This is a genomic window from Streptomyces sp. NPDC056222 (genome assembly GCF_042264065.1).
GTDB lineage: Bacteria > Actinomycetota > Actinomycetes > Streptomycetales > Streptomycetaceae > Streptomyces.
This window is the reverse complement of sequence record NZ_JBHJTL010000028.1, coordinates 72,243-88,370: the sequence shown is the minus strand read 5'-3', so window position 1 is coordinate 88,370 and position 16,128 is coordinate 72,243. Positions and strand designations below refer to the sequence as shown.

Annotated in this window: 9 protein-coding genes; 2 read left to right on the top strand and 7 right to left on the bottom strand. The window is 69.3% G+C overall.

The window, feature by feature from the left end; genetic code table 11:
* Positions 1-24: 24 nt before the first annotated feature.
* From ACFC0D_RS16115 to ACFC0D_RS16090, 6 genes are all read right to left on the bottom strand, one after another.
* Positions 25-507: an SMI1/KNR4 family protein gene (locus ACFC0D_RS16115; protein ID WP_376435481.1), complete on the bottom strand. Its 483-nt coding sequence runs from the start codon at positions 505-507 to the stop codon at positions 25-27.
* A gap of 16 nt (positions 508-523) precedes the next feature.
* Positions 524-11,188 (bottom strand): LamG-like jellyroll fold domain-containing protein, encoded by a 10,665-nt coding sequence (locus ACFC0D_RS16110; protein WP_376435478.1) that lies wholly within the window; start codon positions 11,186-11,188, stop codon positions 524-526.
* Between the two features lie 236 nt (positions 11,189-11,424).
* The gene (locus ACFC0D_RS16105; RefSeq protein ID WP_376435475.1) at positions 11,425-12,030 is read right to left on the bottom strand and encodes a BMP family ABC transporter substrate-binding protein; all 606 of its coding nucleotides are present in this window, start codon (positions 12,028-12,030) and stop codon (positions 11,425-11,427) included.
* Positions 12,027-12,521: a hypothetical protein gene (locus ACFC0D_RS16100; RefSeq protein WP_376435473.1), complete on the bottom strand. Its 495-nt coding sequence runs from the start codon at positions 12,519-12,521 to the stop codon at positions 12,027-12,029. Before ACFC0D_RS16100 ends, ACFC0D_RS16105 begins: the two co-directional genes overlap by 4 nt.
* 102 nt (positions 12,522-12,623) lie before the next feature.
* A complete protein-coding gene (locus tag ACFC0D_RS16095) occupies positions 12,624-13,370 on the bottom strand; it encodes an N-acetyltransferase (RefSeq protein ID WP_376435470.1) in 747 nt (248 codons plus the stop codon).
* Positions 13,371-13,430: 60 nt separating this feature from the next.
* Complete coding sequence (locus ACFC0D_RS16090) at positions 13,431-14,105, bottom strand: HNH endonuclease family protein (RefSeq protein WP_376435467.1); 675 nt, start codon at positions 14,103-14,105, stop codon at positions 13,431-13,433.
* A 122-nt stretch (positions 14,106-14,227) separates the two neighbouring features.
* Between ACFC0D_RS16090 and ACFC0D_RS16085 the strand changes: the two genes are divergently transcribed.
* Positions 14,228-14,419: an antitoxin gene (locus ACFC0D_RS16085; RefSeq protein ID WP_376435464.1), complete on the top strand. Its 192-nt coding sequence runs from the start codon at positions 14,228-14,230 to the stop codon at positions 14,417-14,419.
* Between the two features lie 120 nt (positions 14,420-14,539).
* On the opposite strand, the gene ACFC0D_RS16080 is transcribed toward ACFC0D_RS16085, so the two are convergent.
* Positions 14,540-15,439, bottom strand: coding sequence for a hypothetical protein (locus ACFC0D_RS16080; protein ID WP_376435461.1), 900 nt, complete (start codon positions 15,437-15,439; stop codon positions 14,540-14,542).
* A gap of 101 nt (positions 15,440-15,540) precedes the next feature.
* Between ACFC0D_RS16080 and ACFC0D_RS16075 the strand changes: the two genes are divergently transcribed.
* Positions 15,541-16,128, top strand: a complete 588-nt coding sequence (locus ACFC0D_RS16075) for a TetR/AcrR family transcriptional regulator (protein ID WP_376435458.1) — start codon at positions 15,541-15,543, stop codon at positions 16,126-16,128.

The following is a 16,128-nucleotide window of genomic DNA, read 5'->3' as shown; positions in this document are numbered from 1 at the left end:
GCCACGGGCATCACCGATCAGAGATCAGTCCTCGTCATCGCCGAACGTCCGGCACGAGACGAGGCCCTGCAGGAACTCCGCGAACGAATTCGCGAGGCGCCTCGGCACCCGGTCTTCGTCGACGTAGGCCACAGCGGGCTCACCAAGCGGACCGCACTCGGAGTAGTCGAGCATCACCGTGTCGTGGCCTGCGGACGGAGTGATACCGAAGACGACGCCGATCTCGGGATACCGCCATTCGCTGATCATGTCTGACGACACGACGTCCACGCCCCATTCACCGCCAACGCCCCAGATGGCGTCGACGCAGACATGGTCCGGCGCCCACGACGTGGGGAATTCGGTGGGGAAGCAGCGGTTCCGCAGATCGCCGCCGTTCTGGACGGACAGCAGATCGACGTAGCTCTTCGGCAGGCGAACCTGGAGCACGTCCTCGGCCTGCCGAATCATCTCGGCATCCACCGGCGGACCAGCGAACTCGGATTCATCCGTCTGGTCGAAAATCACGACCCCAGACTCCTCTCTAGCATATGGAGAAACCGCCGGTATGGCCGGTCTTGGAGTGGATCTTCATATCCACCAACTGCATCTTGCCGCAGTTTTGATGGTGGTTCCACGTCCACTTCCCCTTCCTGTATTTCGGGTTGATACCGGCCGCCTTGTCCGCCGCGGCGAAGTCCTTCTTTCTGTCGCCGGTCAGGGTGATGTTGACATCCGGGGTGTTCGGATCCCGGTGGCCGCTGAAGTCCGGGAAGCCCTGGGCGTCGAACGGCACACCCGTGACCGGGTGAGTACCCCCGGCGAGATGCGCGTTGATCGGCCCGACGGGGTTCCCGCCCGTGGCACAGGCACACGCGGAGGTGTGGCCGCGAACCGAGCCGCCACAGTTGTGCACCAGCACCGCGTCCGCCGTGACACCTGCCGCCACGTCCGCCGTCGTCACCGCCGTACCGGCCACCACGAAGTAGGTGTGCAGGCCCTCGATGCTCAGGTCGTAGGTGACGCGCTCCGCCGTGTACGACTTGACCTCGACGATCGCGGTCGGGGCACCCTCGCCGTTCTGCAGCTTCTGGCCGACCCTGAGGTCGCCCGCCTGCGTCCAGGCGTCGCGGGAGGACTCGTAGAACTGGTGGTGCTTGGTGGTCTGGATCGTCTTCGGACCCGTCTTCGTCGCGATGGTGACGTCGACGTAGTCGCGGTCGGTCTTGGTGACGATCACTTCCTTGACCCGGTGCTTCTCCTTGGTGGTCTTGCCCGGCTCGGCCGTGAGGACGTAGTCCCCGACCTTGACCTTGGCGATCTCCTTGGTCTTGCCGTCCGCCGTGAGGACCGGCGTCTTCCCAGTGAAGCTGTGCGGCGTCGTGCCACGCCGGATCGGGCAGGAACCGCCCGACGGGGCGTCCGGCGCACCGCCCGGCTGGGCATCCGGCTGCGGGTTGGACTTCGACTTCGGGCCGCGGGCGTTGCCCGCCGCGCCGAAGGCTCCGCCCATCGCCGCGCCGATCGCCGTGGCCTTCGCCGCGCCGCCGACGCTGCAGCCCTCCTCGCTGTTCACACAGGAGGTGCCGTACTCGATCGCTCCGCCCACGGCGCCGTCGACGGCACCCTCAGCGGCACCCGAGACGACCCTGCCGAACGTGCCGGAGAGGAGCTTGCCCGCCGCGTTCGCCGCGAGCCGACCGCCCACACCGCCGACCGCGCCGGTGAGCGCGCCGACACCGACCGCCATAGCGAAGCCACCGAGCGTCTTCGGGCCGTCGCTCATCATGTAGCCGACGCCGTTGGCCGCCGCGCCCGCGAGAGCCGCGCAGCCGACGGCACCCACACCGGCCGTGATGGCCGTGCAGCCCGCGAAGACCGCGATGCCGGTGGCGACCGAGGCGATGGTCGAGGCGTGTTGCTTGACGAAGTTGGCTGTGGCCTTGGCCGCCTTCTTGACGGCTCTGCCGACCTTCTTGGCTGCCTTGACCACCTTCTTGGCTACGTGTTTGACCGCCTTGGCGACCTTCCGCACGGCCTTCTTGACGTGCTTGACGACCTTGTGGACGTAGCGCTTGACCCGCTTGTAGGTGCGTTTGACGTATCTCTTGACCTTGCGGACGCTGTCGGACACGTACCGTACGGCCTTGCGGACGTGCCGCACGGCCCTCTTGACCGCCTTCTTGACCGCGCGCTTGACCTTCTTCGCGGCCCTCTTGACGGCCTTGGCGACCTTCTTGACCGTGGCCTTCGTCTTCTTGTAGGCCGACTTGACGGTCTTCTTGACCTTCTTGGCGACCTTCTTGACAGCCTTCTTCGCCCACTCGAACCAGTGGCCCGTCGGGTCGACACCCGTCATCGGGTTGCCGTCCGCGTATGCGTACCGGTTCGCCGCTATGGAGTCCGGCATCGGGTCGTTGGCGACCGTGTCACGGCTGTTGAACTGGCCGGTCTGCGGCGAGTACCAGCGCGCGGCCATGTTGACCTTGGCCGTCTGCGGATCCGTCCAGCCGGACTGGTAGCCCAGCGCACCGAGCATTCCGGAGGACTGCACGACCTTGCCGAACGGCGAGTACGTCGTCGAACCCGACAACGCCTCCCCGGCGGAGGTGAACTGCCCCACCACGTCGTCGTGCAGGTCCGTCAGCGCCAGGACCGCCGACACCGACGTCTTCACGCCGAGCAGCGAGCCGTCCGCGTCGCGGCTGTAGGACGTCACCCCGTCCGAGGCCACGTCGTTTCCGGCGCCGCTGTACTGGAAGGTGTGGAGCGGGGAACCCGTCTCGTCCTTCGCCTCGCGGACCCGGTCGAGGCCGTCGTACGTGTACGTACGGTCGCCCTCGTTGATGACCCGGTTGAAGGCGTCGGCCTTGACCGCCGTCGATATGCCGCCCTCGTCCGTGACCTGGCTCATCGTGCCGCGCGCGGTGTACGCGTACGTACTGTGCCCGTCCGACGTGAGCCGGTTGCGGGCGTCGTACGTGTAGGTGTCGCCACCCACGCGCGTGCGGTTGCCCGACGCGTCGTAGCCGTAGACCTCCGTCGTCGTCCCGTTGTTCCAGGACGACAGGCGGTCGGCCCAGTCGTACGTGTACGTGTTGGACGAGGAGCCGGCGAGACCGGCGGTCGTCTTCGACGTCTCGTTGCCGTTCTCGTCCCACCCGTAGGTGATGGAGGACAGCACCTTGCCGGTCGGCGAGGTCAGCTTGTCACTGGTCAGACGCTGCAGCTTGTCGTAGCCGAACGCACGCTTCGACTTGCCCGCGCCGTAGTCGACCGAGGTGACGTTGTTGTTGACGTCGTAGTCGTAGGTCATCGCGGTGCCGGTGGCCCCGTCGCTGACCGTCTTCAGCCGGCCGGCCGTGTCGTACCCGTACGCCGACGTGCCCGACGCGTCGGTCCGCGAGGTCATCGCCCCGTCGCCGTTCCAGGCGAAGGACGAGGCACCCGAGGGCCCGTTGGCGGTGAGCAGCAGACCGCGGTCGTCGTAGGAGAAGGTGTTCTTCTCGTCACCGGCGCCCGCGACGGCCGTGATCCGGTCGTCCGCGTCGTAGTCGTAGGTGTGGTCGACCGTGGTGGCCTCCGCACCCGCGCCCGTCTGGCGGATCAGCCGGCTCTTGACGTCGTACTCGTGCGAGACGACGACACCGCCCGGAGAACGCATCTCCTTCAAGCGGCCGCCGAGGTCGTACGTCGTCGTGAACGTGCGGTCCGCGAGGTTCGGGTGCGTCGGCGTCGACGGTTCGATCACCGACTCGGCCAGGCCCCATGAGTTGTACGTCGTCAGGAACGGGTTGCCCCGTCCGTCCGTGAACCGTGTCCGGTTGCCTCCCGCGTCGTAGCCGTACGTCGTCGTGATCGACTCGGTGGCCGAGACGGGCTCGACCGCCTGCGTGATCAGACCTGTCGCGTCGTACGTGAAGGTCTTCGTGTGACCGCGGGCATCCGTCAGCGAGACCGGGTTGCCCGCACGGTCGTACGTCGAGCTCGACGTACGCAGCACCGCGCCCGCCGCGTCCAGGTCCTGGATCGACTTCAGCTGTCCGAACCCGTTGTACGTGTTCTTCGTGCTGGTGCCGTCCGCTTCCTTGGCCGTGAGGACCTGGCCGTCCATGTCGTAGGTGAACGTCGACACGTTGCCGGCGCCGTCCGTGGCCTCGACGACCTCGCCCACGGAGTTGTACTTGTACGACTCCGTGACGCCGGTCGGCGACACGGTCCGGGACAGCTCGCCGCCCGGAGCGTTGTACTCGTTGATCGCCGTGAACGCCCGCTGCGTCGGCTGACGCACGATGTCCGTGCTGGTCACCGGACGCCCCAGGTAGTCCCAGGTGCTCTCCTCACGGGCACCGTTCGGCCGGGTGGCCGAGAGCTGGTCGCCGTTGGTGGTGTAGGTGTACGTGGTCGTTCCGCCGCCGGGTTCCGTGACCGAGGCCAGGTCGCCGAGCTGCGTGTACGTGTACGTGGTGCGGCCGCCCAGCGGGTCGACCTCGGCAGTGACCTGACCGAGCCGGTTGTACTCGTTCCATGCCGTGGCCTGGATCGCCGTCGTACCGCCCGGCGCCGTGTAGTTCGGCGAGGTCGTCGAGGACTCCTGGCCCTCGGCGTCGTACGCCGTCACCGTCACATTGCCCAGCGGGTCGGACGTTTCCGTCGCCTCACCGAAGGTGTTGTAGCCCGTCATCGACACGGGACGGATCGAGACCGGGGTCCCGCCGTTCTGCTCCGCGTTGACGGCCGGCTCCGTGACGGTGGTCTGCTGGCCGGCCTCGTCATAGCCGTAGTCGGTGACGTTGCCATTGGTGTCCGTCATCGACAGCGGCAGACCACGCTGGTCCAGCTTCCAGGACGTGGAACGGACCGAGCTGCCCGCTGCCGGGAGCGTGCCGCCCTTGACCGCGGAGACCTGCGCCGCGGTCAGCGCCTCGCCGTAGACCTGGATGTCGTCAAGGGCACCCTTGTGGTACTCGGCGTAGACACCGCTCGCCTTGCGGCGGCCGATCTGCATCGGACCGGTCGCGTCCCAGGGGGAGGTGAACGCGGTCTCCTGGATCAGGGATCCGTTGACGTACAGCCGGATCTTGCCCGCCGCCGCGTCGTACACGCCGGTCAGGTGGGTCCAGGTCCCGGCCGTCACCGCTGCGGTGCCCGAAGTGGCTCGGGCCAGGGTGGGACCGGACATGTCGGCCGACGAACGGTTGAAGGTCCATCCGTAGGCCGTGGAGTAGTACAGCTGGAAGGGGTTGCCGACCGTACCGTCCTGCGACAGGAAGGTGTGGTTGGCCGTCTTGTCGTCCAGCCGCACCCACATCGCGACCGAGAAGCTGCCTCCGGTGTTGACGACCGACCCCTGCGTCTGGGCGTAGGAGTTGGTGTCACCGTCGAAGACGGCGCTGCCACCCCGCTCGGTGCTCCAGTGCATTCCGGTGCCGTGGGTACCGGTGTTGTTGGCGCCGGAGGAGTCGCCGACCGAGAATCCGGTCGTCTCGTCCAGCTTCCAGCGCGCCACCGGGGCCGTGGTGCCGTCGTGGACGGTGTTGCCCGTGACGTTGCCCAGGTTGTCGTACCGGGTGTCGGTCGTGGAGACGTCACCCGTCGCCGGGTCGCGCTCCGTCTCGGACACCACGTTGTCGTCCGGGTCGTAGGAGACCGTCGACGTCCTGGCGAGCCCGTTCGGGTCGAGGACCGACGTCGTCGTACGGTCCGCGGCGTCCACGGTGAACGTGGTGCGGTTCTGACCGTCGTCGGTGATCTGCTCGATCAGGTTGCCGGCCGCGTCGTAGGTGTTCGCCTGCTCCGTGAACGACTTGCCCGACACCGGGTCCTTGCGGACCACGCTCGCCGACAGACCGTCGTCGGTGTACGTGTACGCCGTCACCCAGCCCATGGCGTCGGTGATCGATGCCAGCCGGCCCGCCGGGTCGTACGCCCGCGACTCCTGGACCAGGGTCGTCGGCGACGACGGGCTGTTCGGGTCGCCCGTGTAGTTCAGCAGGCTCGTCGTCAGCGGACGGTTCTCGGCGTCGAAGGTGTAGGTGTTGACGTTCCCCGCGGGGTCCGTCTCCTTCGTCTTGTTGCCGTACGCGTCGTACTCGAACGACGTGGTGTCGCCGCCCGGGTCCGTCCTGGTCGCCAGCATGTTGTGCGCGTCGTACGTCATCGACGTCGTACGCGCCGTGTCACCACCGGTCAGGTCGGCGACCGTCTGCGACAGGATGTTGCCGTCCGCGTCGAAGGCCGTCGTCGTCTTCGCCTGGTGCAACGCACCGGTGACCCGGTTGGTGACCTTCGGATCGGTCTCGGTGACGACCTGGTCGTTCTTGTCGTACGTCTGCGACGTCGTGATCCCGGCCGGGTTGGCGTCGTTCACCTCGGTCTTGGACAGCTGCCGGCCGAGGTTGTCGTAGGTGTACTTCACCTTGCCGCCATTGGCGTCGGTGATCTGCGCGAGGTCACCGTTGGCGAAGTACGTGTACGACGTCTTCTTCCCGCCGGCCGTGGTCACCTGCGCGACCAGACCCGCCGGCGCCCTGAACGCGCCGCCCTCCATCGCCACCGTGTCGACGGTGGTGTAGGTCGTCGACGCGGTCCGCCCGTTCGGATGCCCGGGTACCGGCGGCGTGGTCACCGACAGGAGATTGCCCGCCGTGTCGTACGCGTACGACGTCAGGTAGGTGTTGTCCGTCGGGCTCGCGGAGCGGCCGTCGCGCTCGGTGAGCACCAGGTCGTTGCGCAGGTCCATCGGCGGGAACGCCGTCGTCGCGTCCGGGAAGTACGTCATGTACTCCGTCGAGCACTTGTTGGCCGCGGTGTCCTGGCACGTGGTCTGCGAGACCGCGTTGCCCCGGACGTCGTGGCCGGTGATCGAGCGGTTGCCGTTGGCGTCCGTCACGGTGTGCAGGAAGCCACCCGTGTCGTAGCCGTACGTCGTCCGCTTGCCCTCCGTGTCGATCGCGGCCAGCAGACGGTTACCCATCTCCGCGTCGTACACATAGGTCAGCGTCTTGTCCTTCGGATCGGTCAGCGTGACCGTCCGCACCGGAGCGACACCGGACGACGCCTTGTACGCCGACCAGTGAGTCGCGACGTCGGCAGCCGTCAGGCCCTTGGAGTGGACCGTGACGTCCGCGATGGAGCCGGTGAAGTAGCTGATGTCACCGGGAGCGTTGTTCCAGCCCTTGGCGAAGCCGGCGCCGATGTAGGTGCGGGCGTTGGTCTGGTCCTTGGCCGCGCCGGCGAAGTCGGCCTGCTTGACTCCGTCGAGGTACAGCGTCTGGGTGGTTCCGGCGGCGGAGAGCACCGCGTGGTGCCACTTGTCGTCGGTGACCACGGACGTGGAGCCGAAGTCCGCGGTGCCGGAGCCGGAGACGCTCCACCAGTGGCCGCGCAGCTTGCCGTCGGCTCCCACGTACAGCAGCGGGTTCCAGCTACCGGTGACCCCGGCGGGGTCGTTGATGGCCTTCTGCTGGTCGGAGACGAGCACACCCGGCTCGGCCGTCTTGAACCACAGCTCGACGGAACGGTCGGGCTTGTTGTGCCAGACGCCGAACGGAACCTCCGCGTAGGAGCTGGTGCCGTCGAACATGGCCGCCGTGACATCGCCGGCACCGAACGGACCCTCCACACCCTGCGTCACGTTGTTGTACGTGCCGAAGCCGGTGTGGATCTCGTTGGCGGCCTGCGCCGCGCCCTGGGTGTCGTCCAGGCGCCAGTAGCCGGCCGGGGCGGAGCCCATCACCGCGGAGCGGTAGACCTGCGAGGAGCCGGTGATGGTCGCCGGGTTGAGCTTCCAGGTGCCGCCGTTGCCGTCCGTGGCCTGCAGGACCCGGTCGTCGGTGGTGCCGTAGACGACGGACGCCTGGGTCTTGCCGTTCGGCGTCGTGATCGTCTGCAGCAGCCCGGCGGACCGCTTGGCGGCCTGGTACTGCGTGGCGATCACGGAGGCGGGAAGCGGCTCGGCGAAGACGGCGACCTCGGCCATCTGTCCCGTGAAGTGCCCGAGCTGGTCGTTCGGGTTCATCGACGGCCAGCCGTCGGTGTTCACACCGGCGCCGAGGCTGATGTAGGGCTGCACCCAGTCGTTGATGGTGCCGCTGAGGGAGCCCTGCGAGACGCCGTCGAGGTACAGGGTCTGGCTGGTGGCCATACCGGTGAGGACGGCGTTGTGCCACTGGCCGTCGGTGACGGTCGCGGTGGACGTGATCGTCGACATGCAGCCGGGCGACATCGCCAGGCAGCCACGCAGCTTGCCGTCCATGCCGACGTACACCGCGGGGGTGTTCTTCGTGGTGTTGGCGACCGGGTCGGGGTCGCTCAGCGGCTTGTCGCCGTAGTAGAAGAGGACACCGCCTGCCGTGGTCGTCTTGAACCACAGCGACACCGACGTGTACGAGGGCGTGGCGCCGGGGGCGCTGGGCATCTCGACGTACGAGGTGGTGCCGTTGAAGGTGGCCGTCTTCTGGGTGGAGCTGGCGAGCACGGACGAGCTGCCCAGGGTCACGTTCTTGTACGTGCCGTTGTACTGGCCCTGGTTGGCGTCGATCGCGTCGGCGGCCACGGTGCCGGACGTCTCACCGAGGCGCCAGTAGGCGAACGGGTCGGCGTCGAGAACCGTGGTGCGGTAGTGGTTGCCGGTGGCGTACGTGTACGTCGTGCACTTGGTCCAGTCGGCCGGCGGACAGACCTTGGTCAGCTGGTCGGCCGTGTAGCCGTACTGCCAGGTCTGGGCCGTGGCCGAGTCGCCCGCGGTGGACGGGTCGGTGGCGACCGTCTGGACGTGCCAGGCGGTGGCTCCGGCCGGCTGGAACCAGGCGAGGGTCAGCGAACGCTTCGACGTCTCGTTGGTTATCTTCGTCAGCCGCTTGTTCGCGTCGTACGCGAACGTCTCCGTGCGGCCGGCGAAGTCCTTGATGCTGGATATCGCGTAGACGCCGGCCTTGGTGGTCGGCTGTGTGAAGGAGTAGGCGGTGAAGTCCTTGTCCGTCAGCTTGTAGCCGACGGCGGGGGTCGTCACCGCTTCCAGACGCGCGTAGCGGCCGAGCGGGGGCACGTAGGTGCCGTCGCTGTTGCGGCCGAACGCGACCTGCTCACCGCCCGGGTAGGTGATCACCACGCTGGTGATCGCACCGGAGGGGTCCTTGACCTCGGCCGCCTTCATGTCGACGACCGTCGACCAGCCGGCGCCGAAGGCGCTGTCCACCCGCGGGTCGAGGCTGTTGTAGGAGCGGTCGATCTCCAGGGACGGGCCGACCACCTCCACATCGGCGTCGGTGTCCTCGGTGGTGTAGTTGCCGTCCGAGGGGTCGAACTCGTGGCCGTCGGTGTTCATCGACAGGCCCGAGGTCACCGGCGGCTGCGGCACGGCGGTGGTGAAGCGGCCGGACTCGACGATCTCCGTGGTGCCGTCGCTGACGCCCACGAGCCACTCGTAGTTCGTGCTCCACTTGAGCTTGCCCGCGGGGATCTTCCAGCTGCCCTTGGTGAGCGCGGCGGAGGTGACGACGGGCGTGGTGCTCCCGCTGTCGGCGTCGTAGACCTCGAAGGTGTACGACAGCGGGCTCGGACCCTTGTCGGCGTCGCTCGCGTAGACGAGCAGCTCCGGCTGCAGGGTGTTGGCCTGGAAGTTCTCCGGCGGGTACTGGGCGTTGACCTGCGGCGCCGTGTTGGCCGTGTAGGTCAGCTCCAGCGCCGGGCGGAATCCGGCGGTCGCCGAGTTGTCCGAGTGGAACTTCTTCCAGTGGAGCATGTCGTTGGTCGGCGCGGTGAGCGCGAGACCGTAGTTGGCGGCACCACCGGCGACCTGGTTGAACCAGGTGGTCGACAGGGAGACCGGCATCTTCACGCCGACGCTCGCCGAGCCGGAGGAGTTCGAGCAGGACGCGCCGGGCGCGGGGGTGGCCGAGCCCATGGCGGCGCCGTACGTCGGGCCGGGGTAGGCGGTGACGCCGGACGGCGTCCAGGACTGCGTCACCGGGTGCACGGAGAACGCCTGGGCCGCACAGGTCGAGGACCAGAGGGCGTACACGTTCAGGGTGGCGGCGGTGACCCGCTTGCCCGCGAGCGTGGTGCCCAGCGAGGAGAACTGCAGGAAGGAGTTCGCCTTGTTGGTGCCCGAGTCGTACGAGCCGACCTTGATCTGGGTCTCGGTGGAGTGGTCACCGGGGATGGTGTTCTGCGTGTACGTGGAGTTGGACGCGGTCACCGTCGGGTCGACGGTCACCGGGTAGACCCGCTCGGGGGCGTCCAGCCAGGCACGGTCCGCGGTCATCCGCAGCGCGGGCTTGCCGTCCACGGTGACCAGCTCGTAGGTGACGGCCCGCGACTGGGCGGCGTCCCCCGAGCGCGGATCGATCTTCGAGTCCTCCATGTACGCGTGCGGAATGGTCGCGGTGACCTTTCCGTTCGCGTCGGTGAACTCGACGTCGCCGTCGGCGGCCATGCGGGGGGTGAGTCCCTTGACGGCCAGCGGGAAGGTCCAGGAGTTCGCCGCCTGCGGGGAGCGCAGGACGATGTTCTCCTTGAAGCCCTCGGCGAGCGGGACCAACTGGACGTCGGTGTCGGGCAGCACGCCGGCGTAGGTCACCGTGCCGTCGGCGGCCACGGTGGGCTCGGCCTGGGCAGCACCGCGCAGCGCGTATCCCAAGGAACGCCCGGCGCCGAAGTCGACGGACGCGAGCTGCTGATCGGCGGCGTCCGGCGCGAACTCGACGTCGAGCGAGTTGGCGCGCTGCTGGAGCCTGCCGTCGGTGTCCTCGGTCAGCCGGCTGTCGATCGGCTTCCAGGTGCCGTCCGCGGCCTTGAAGTTGGCCCGGCCGCTGAAGTGCCGGACCGTGGTGGAGCCGTCGGCGTTGACGTAGAAGTCCGAGGTGGCCGTGGACTTCTTCGCGTCGCGCTTGCTGGTGCGGGCGTCGAAGCTCTGGGCGTTGCCGGCGGCGGTGCCACTGGTGGCCGGCTCGGGCTTGTCGGTGTGCCGCTCGAACGGGTCGAGTTCACCCTTGCCCTTGCCGGGCTTGCGGCCCGCGTCGCCCTCGGCGCTGGTGGCGTCGGACGAAGCGTGGTGCCCCTTGCCGCGGGCGGTGCCGCCCTGCTGGTCGGGGGTGTCGAGCGGGTTCTCGTTGGCCCACTTCCACAGGCCTGAGAGGGAGAGTTCGGGCATGCGCAGCGGCGAGAGGGTGGCCCCGGTGGCCATTGCCGTCTCGGTCGTGAGCATGCAGGAGAAGAAGACTAGGACGAAAAGAGCCGTAGCCCTCAGCCTGCGTCGCCTACCGGTACGACCCGGTGGAGACAGCCGAGAGCTACGGACCCAACGTATGCGCATGGGCGAGCCTCTATTTACACGATGCCTACAAAGCTTCGTGAGCCTGCCCTAAGTGCGTACAGCAGTTCCACTTGCGAACGGGTGCTTTACGGAATCGTTGCACGCCGGTCGGAACCTGCAAGTGGCCGTTAGAGTCCGGCGTCTCTGACGGCCCGTCTAACAGCGTCCGCTACCGCACTTTTGAGGTCTTTGCCGGTGGTCACGAGCGCGACATTCCCGGCGCCCTTTGTACCGTCAACGACAACGAACCGAACCTTCGGGTACTTCTCGGCGCCGTCCTCGGTGACCTTCACCTGCGGCGCGCCGGACGCCAGGACGACATCGCACTGGCGCTGCATCAGACCGTTGAAGAACGGCTGCGCGTTGGCCGCCGACTGCTCCCCCATGACGGGCACGAAGGTGACCCGCACCTGGGTGTCGGCGGACGCCTCCTGCATCCCCTCCCATACGGGGGCGGCCGGCGCGCCGGTCACGATGCCCTGCTCTCCGGTGAGGAGGCAGGCGTCGAAGTCCTTGTACTGGCGGGCCCGCGCGTCGGGCGGCCCGTCCTGCTTCCCGCCGACGAAGAGCCAGACGGCGAGGAGGCCGAGAACGAGGACGGCGACGCTCGCCACGGTCCAGCCGGCGCGGCCGCGCAGCGAGCCGGCGGCCGCGGAGAGCACACGCGGTACGAAGGAAGTCGCGGCGGAATCAGTCTTCTTGGCCGTATTGCGCCAGGTTCGTCGGGTCTTCACGCACTCTCGCCCGTCTTCTTCACGAGGCTGGGCGCGGCCTGGGTGGCGATCTGCTCGGTCGGCTCGACGGCGGACTGAACGGCGGGCTGCTCAGCCGGCTCGACTGCGGGCCGCACAGCGGATTCGGCAGCGGGCTGCCCGGCGGGCCGGGCGCCGGGCCGGACCACGAGGCAGTGCGCCGTCGCGCCGAGCGTGGAACCGAACAGCAGCAGGACGTCCAGCGCGAACTGGGCGCCACGCGTGTCCTCGGGGCTCAGCGCGACCTGGAACCACCAGCCGACCGACAGCGCCGTGAAGGCGACCGCTGCCAGCCAGTCGCCGCGGGTGCCCCGGCGCAGGGCGATGACGAGGGAGGGTATGAGCCCCAGCACCCCGAGGCTCAGCAGCGGAACGACCGCCAGCGCCAGCCGGGCCCGCAGCCCGGGCAGGGCGGGTCCGGACCCTTGGACCGGCGGGACGGCCGGGCTCTCGACGGGGACGGCTTGCTTCACGATCGGTGACCTCTCGAGGCGGGGGACATACGACAGGGACGCCGTACGGTACATCCCGCTCCCCGAAAGGTCGCCTCCCGGGTCGGATCCGGGGAAGAGGGTCTACAGCCGGTGGCGGACCCACACGTTGGGTTCGACATAGACGGCGTAGCCGCGCGTGGCCTCGCAGTGGACCGGGACCAGTGCGCCCTCGACCTCGACGGGGCCGTCCGTGTCGAACGGCAGGCCCGTCCATTCGCGCCACTGCTCGACGGAGGCGCCGATCGTCATCGAGGCCGGGGCGACCGCCTCGATCGTGGCGCCCGCCCGGACGTGGACGCGCAGCCACGGGTCGTGGGGCAGGCCGTCCGACTCGCGGGTGCGGAAGGCGTACTCGTGGATGGAGGCGGCGGCCTCCAGGTGCTTGCCGTTGGGGCGGACCGGGGCGACGACGTCGGTGAAGCCGAGCCGGCGGGCGTTGTCCCGCATGGCCTCCAGCATCGTCGCCGAGAGCCCCTGCCCGAGCGCGCTCGTGTCGACGGTGACCTCGATCGCGCTGACGGTGTCCGGGGTACGCCCGTGTCGCCGGTCGGAGAACGCCCACAGCAGCACCTGGTCCCAGCCGGTGGCGGGCAGTTCGCCGCGGCCCTCGGCCCGGAGCTGGAAGGGAACGCTGAGTGCGCGGGCGACGACCCTGCCCTCGGAGTCCGTGGCGACGAGGACGTACTCCGGCAGCTCGGCGACGATCCGCCCGAAGTGGGACCAGCCGACCGGGTCGTACATCACGAACTCCGGCCAGAGGTCCTTCATCCCCCACATCGGAGCTTCGAGCTCGGGGCGTTCGGCGAGGGTCGTTATGTTCAGCTCCATGAGGGCGCAGGCTAACGCCCGTTCACGCACACCCCCAACCCATTTACGGCAGCCGTGGGGTCACGGCAGCTTCTGGTCCGGGCACCCGCGCAGGACCGTCTTCATCGCGTCGCGCTCGCCCCGGGTGACCCACACCCCGTACTTCTTCTTCACCGCGACCTGCGCGGCCACATAGGTGCAGCGGTACGCCTTGTTGGGCGGCAGCCAGGTCGCGGCGTCCCCGTCGGACTTGCGGCGGTTGGCGGACGCGTCGACGGCGAGGAGGTTCAGCGGGTCGTTGGCGAAGCGGTGCCGCTTCGCCTCGTCCCACTGCTGCGCGCCCTTCTGCCAGGCGTCGGAGAGGGCGACGAGATGGTCTATGTCCACCTTGCTGCGGCCTCGCACGAAGTCGACGCGGTCCCCCGTGTACGGGTCGTCGGCGAGGACCCCGGAGGCGACCTTGCAGCGGCCCTCCTTGAAGCGGACGTCGGAGAGGTCGCGCTTGAGGATGTCGTCGCGGGTCCCGCAGCCGTTGCCGTCGACGTCGATCCAGGCACGGCCGAACTTCTCCCGTTCGTAGCCGGTCCTGGGGGCTCGGCCCTTGACGGTGAGGGTGTCGACGGCGGCGAGCGCGGGGCCGCCCCCGCCCGGGGCGGCTCCGGCCGGGGAGCCGTCAGGGTCCGCCGTGCAGCCGGAGGTTATGAGGACGGCGGCGGCAAGTACGGCGAGGGGGAGGGTCTTCGGATGGCTGGGCACGCGGGGATCCTAGCCAGCCCCTTTGCGGTCCAGACCATTGAGTCGTTCGGCGCGCGGAATCGACAGGGGGCGCGTAGCGTCGAATGAGCTGTTTGTCCCCTTTCGAAGGAGTCGCGAAGATCATGGGGATCATGGACAAGCTCAAGGGCATGATGGGCCAGCATCCGGACAAGGCCGATCAGGCCGTCGAACGCGGCGGCGACACGATCGACCAGAGGACCGGCGGGAAGCACGCCGCCAAGGTCGACCAGGGCCAGCAGAAGGCACAGGAGTACATCGACAAGCAGCGGGGGCAGGACCAGCCCCCGACCTGACGACTCCCCCGCACCTGTGCGGCCGTGGGGTGCGCCGCGCGCGCACCCCACGGCCGCGGTGTTTCCGGACGCCCTCGGCCGCGCTTCCGGACGCCTCCGGCCGCGGCGCTTCCGGCGCCCTCAGATCCTGCCGATCCCCAGGGTGTTCTCGCCGGGCAGCAGGCCGGAGCCGATGACGGCCAGCCAGGGTCCGCCGAGGAGCTCGGCGAGCCGGGCGGTGGACTCGGACCCGAGGGCGGCCCAGGGGGCGGCGGCCAGTTCGTCCGTACGCAGCTCCACCCCCGCGCGCAGGGCGCGGCCGGCGTCGGTGACGGAGCCGTCGGCGGCGAGCAGACCGCGGGTGGTCAGCCGGCCCCGGGCCTCCGACCAGGCACTTTCGCTCCAGCCGCGGCTCGCGAAGGTCTGCTCGGACGCGGCCCCTACGGCCGCGAAGGAGACCAGGGACTCGGCCGGGTCCAGGCCGGCGGCGAGGAGGGCGGCCAGATGGCCGTCCCCGCGGTGCTCGCGCAGGATCGTCGCGGCCTGCCAGAGAACCAGGTGCGGGGCCTCGGGCCAGGGCAGCTCGGCGTTGGCGGCGGCGAGCGGACGACCGGCCGTCACCGCGGCCCCTGCGGCCCGCCGGGCGAGCGCGGCCGCCTCGGCGAGGCCCGGCCCGTCGACGACCTCGGGCCCGAGGACGGCGCGGTAGGCGCGGTCGACGGCGCGCAGCCGGGCGTCCAGGGCGTCGGCGGGCGCGGCGGTCCGCCAGACCTCCGGCACGTACCGGGCCACCATCTCCGGGCTGAAGCTGTAGAACGCGGAGCCGACCCGCTCGGCTCCGGCCGGACGGAGGGGTGCGGCACGCCAGGCGAAGTAGGCCGGCCAGCGCTCCTGCACGTCGTGGCCGAGCGCGCGGGCCTCCTCGAAGGCCTCGGGGGCGTAGTAGAGCAGCGCGTGGAGGGGTTCGAGCAGATGCCACATCTGCCGTACGCGCCCGGGCTCCACGGTGTGCTCGACCGCCGTGCCGATCTCGGTGCTCATGTCCGCCTCCTCGGTCGAATTCCATCCTCATCTTGACGCTGACTAGATTGCTCTCGTCCGGCGAACTTGTCAATGCCTAGATGAGGCGTAGGCTGCTGTTCATGAGCAGCCGGAGCACCTATCACCACGGCGACCTGCGGCAGGCGGTCCTGAGCGCCGCCCTCGACGTCATCGCCACCGAGGGTCCTTCCGCCCTGAGCCTGCGCGACCTGGCGCGCCGCGCGGGCGTCTCGCACGCGGCCCCGGCCCACCACTTCAAGGACCGCGCGGGACTGCTCACGGCCGTCGCGACCGAGGGCTTCGACCTGCTCGCGGCGGCCCTCGCGCAGGCGAAGGACCTGAAGGACGCCGGGGTGCGGTACGTGCGCTTCGCCACCGAGCACCCCGCGCACTTCCAGGTGATGTTCCAGCCGGACCTGCACCGGCCCGACGACCCGGAGCTGCTCGCCGCCAAGGAACGGGCCGGCGCGGGGCTCCGGGCGGGCATCGCGGGCGTACCGGCCGACGGCCGGGGCCCCGACGCCCGCCTCGCGGGCGTCGCGGCCTGGTCGCTGGCCCATGGCTTCGCGACCCTGCTGCTCAGCCACAACCTCGCGGGCCCGATCGGCGAACAGGACCCCGAGGAGGTCTTCCGCACCCTCGCCGGGCTGCTGTTCGCGTCCGACGCCGCACAACCGGCCCAGGAATAA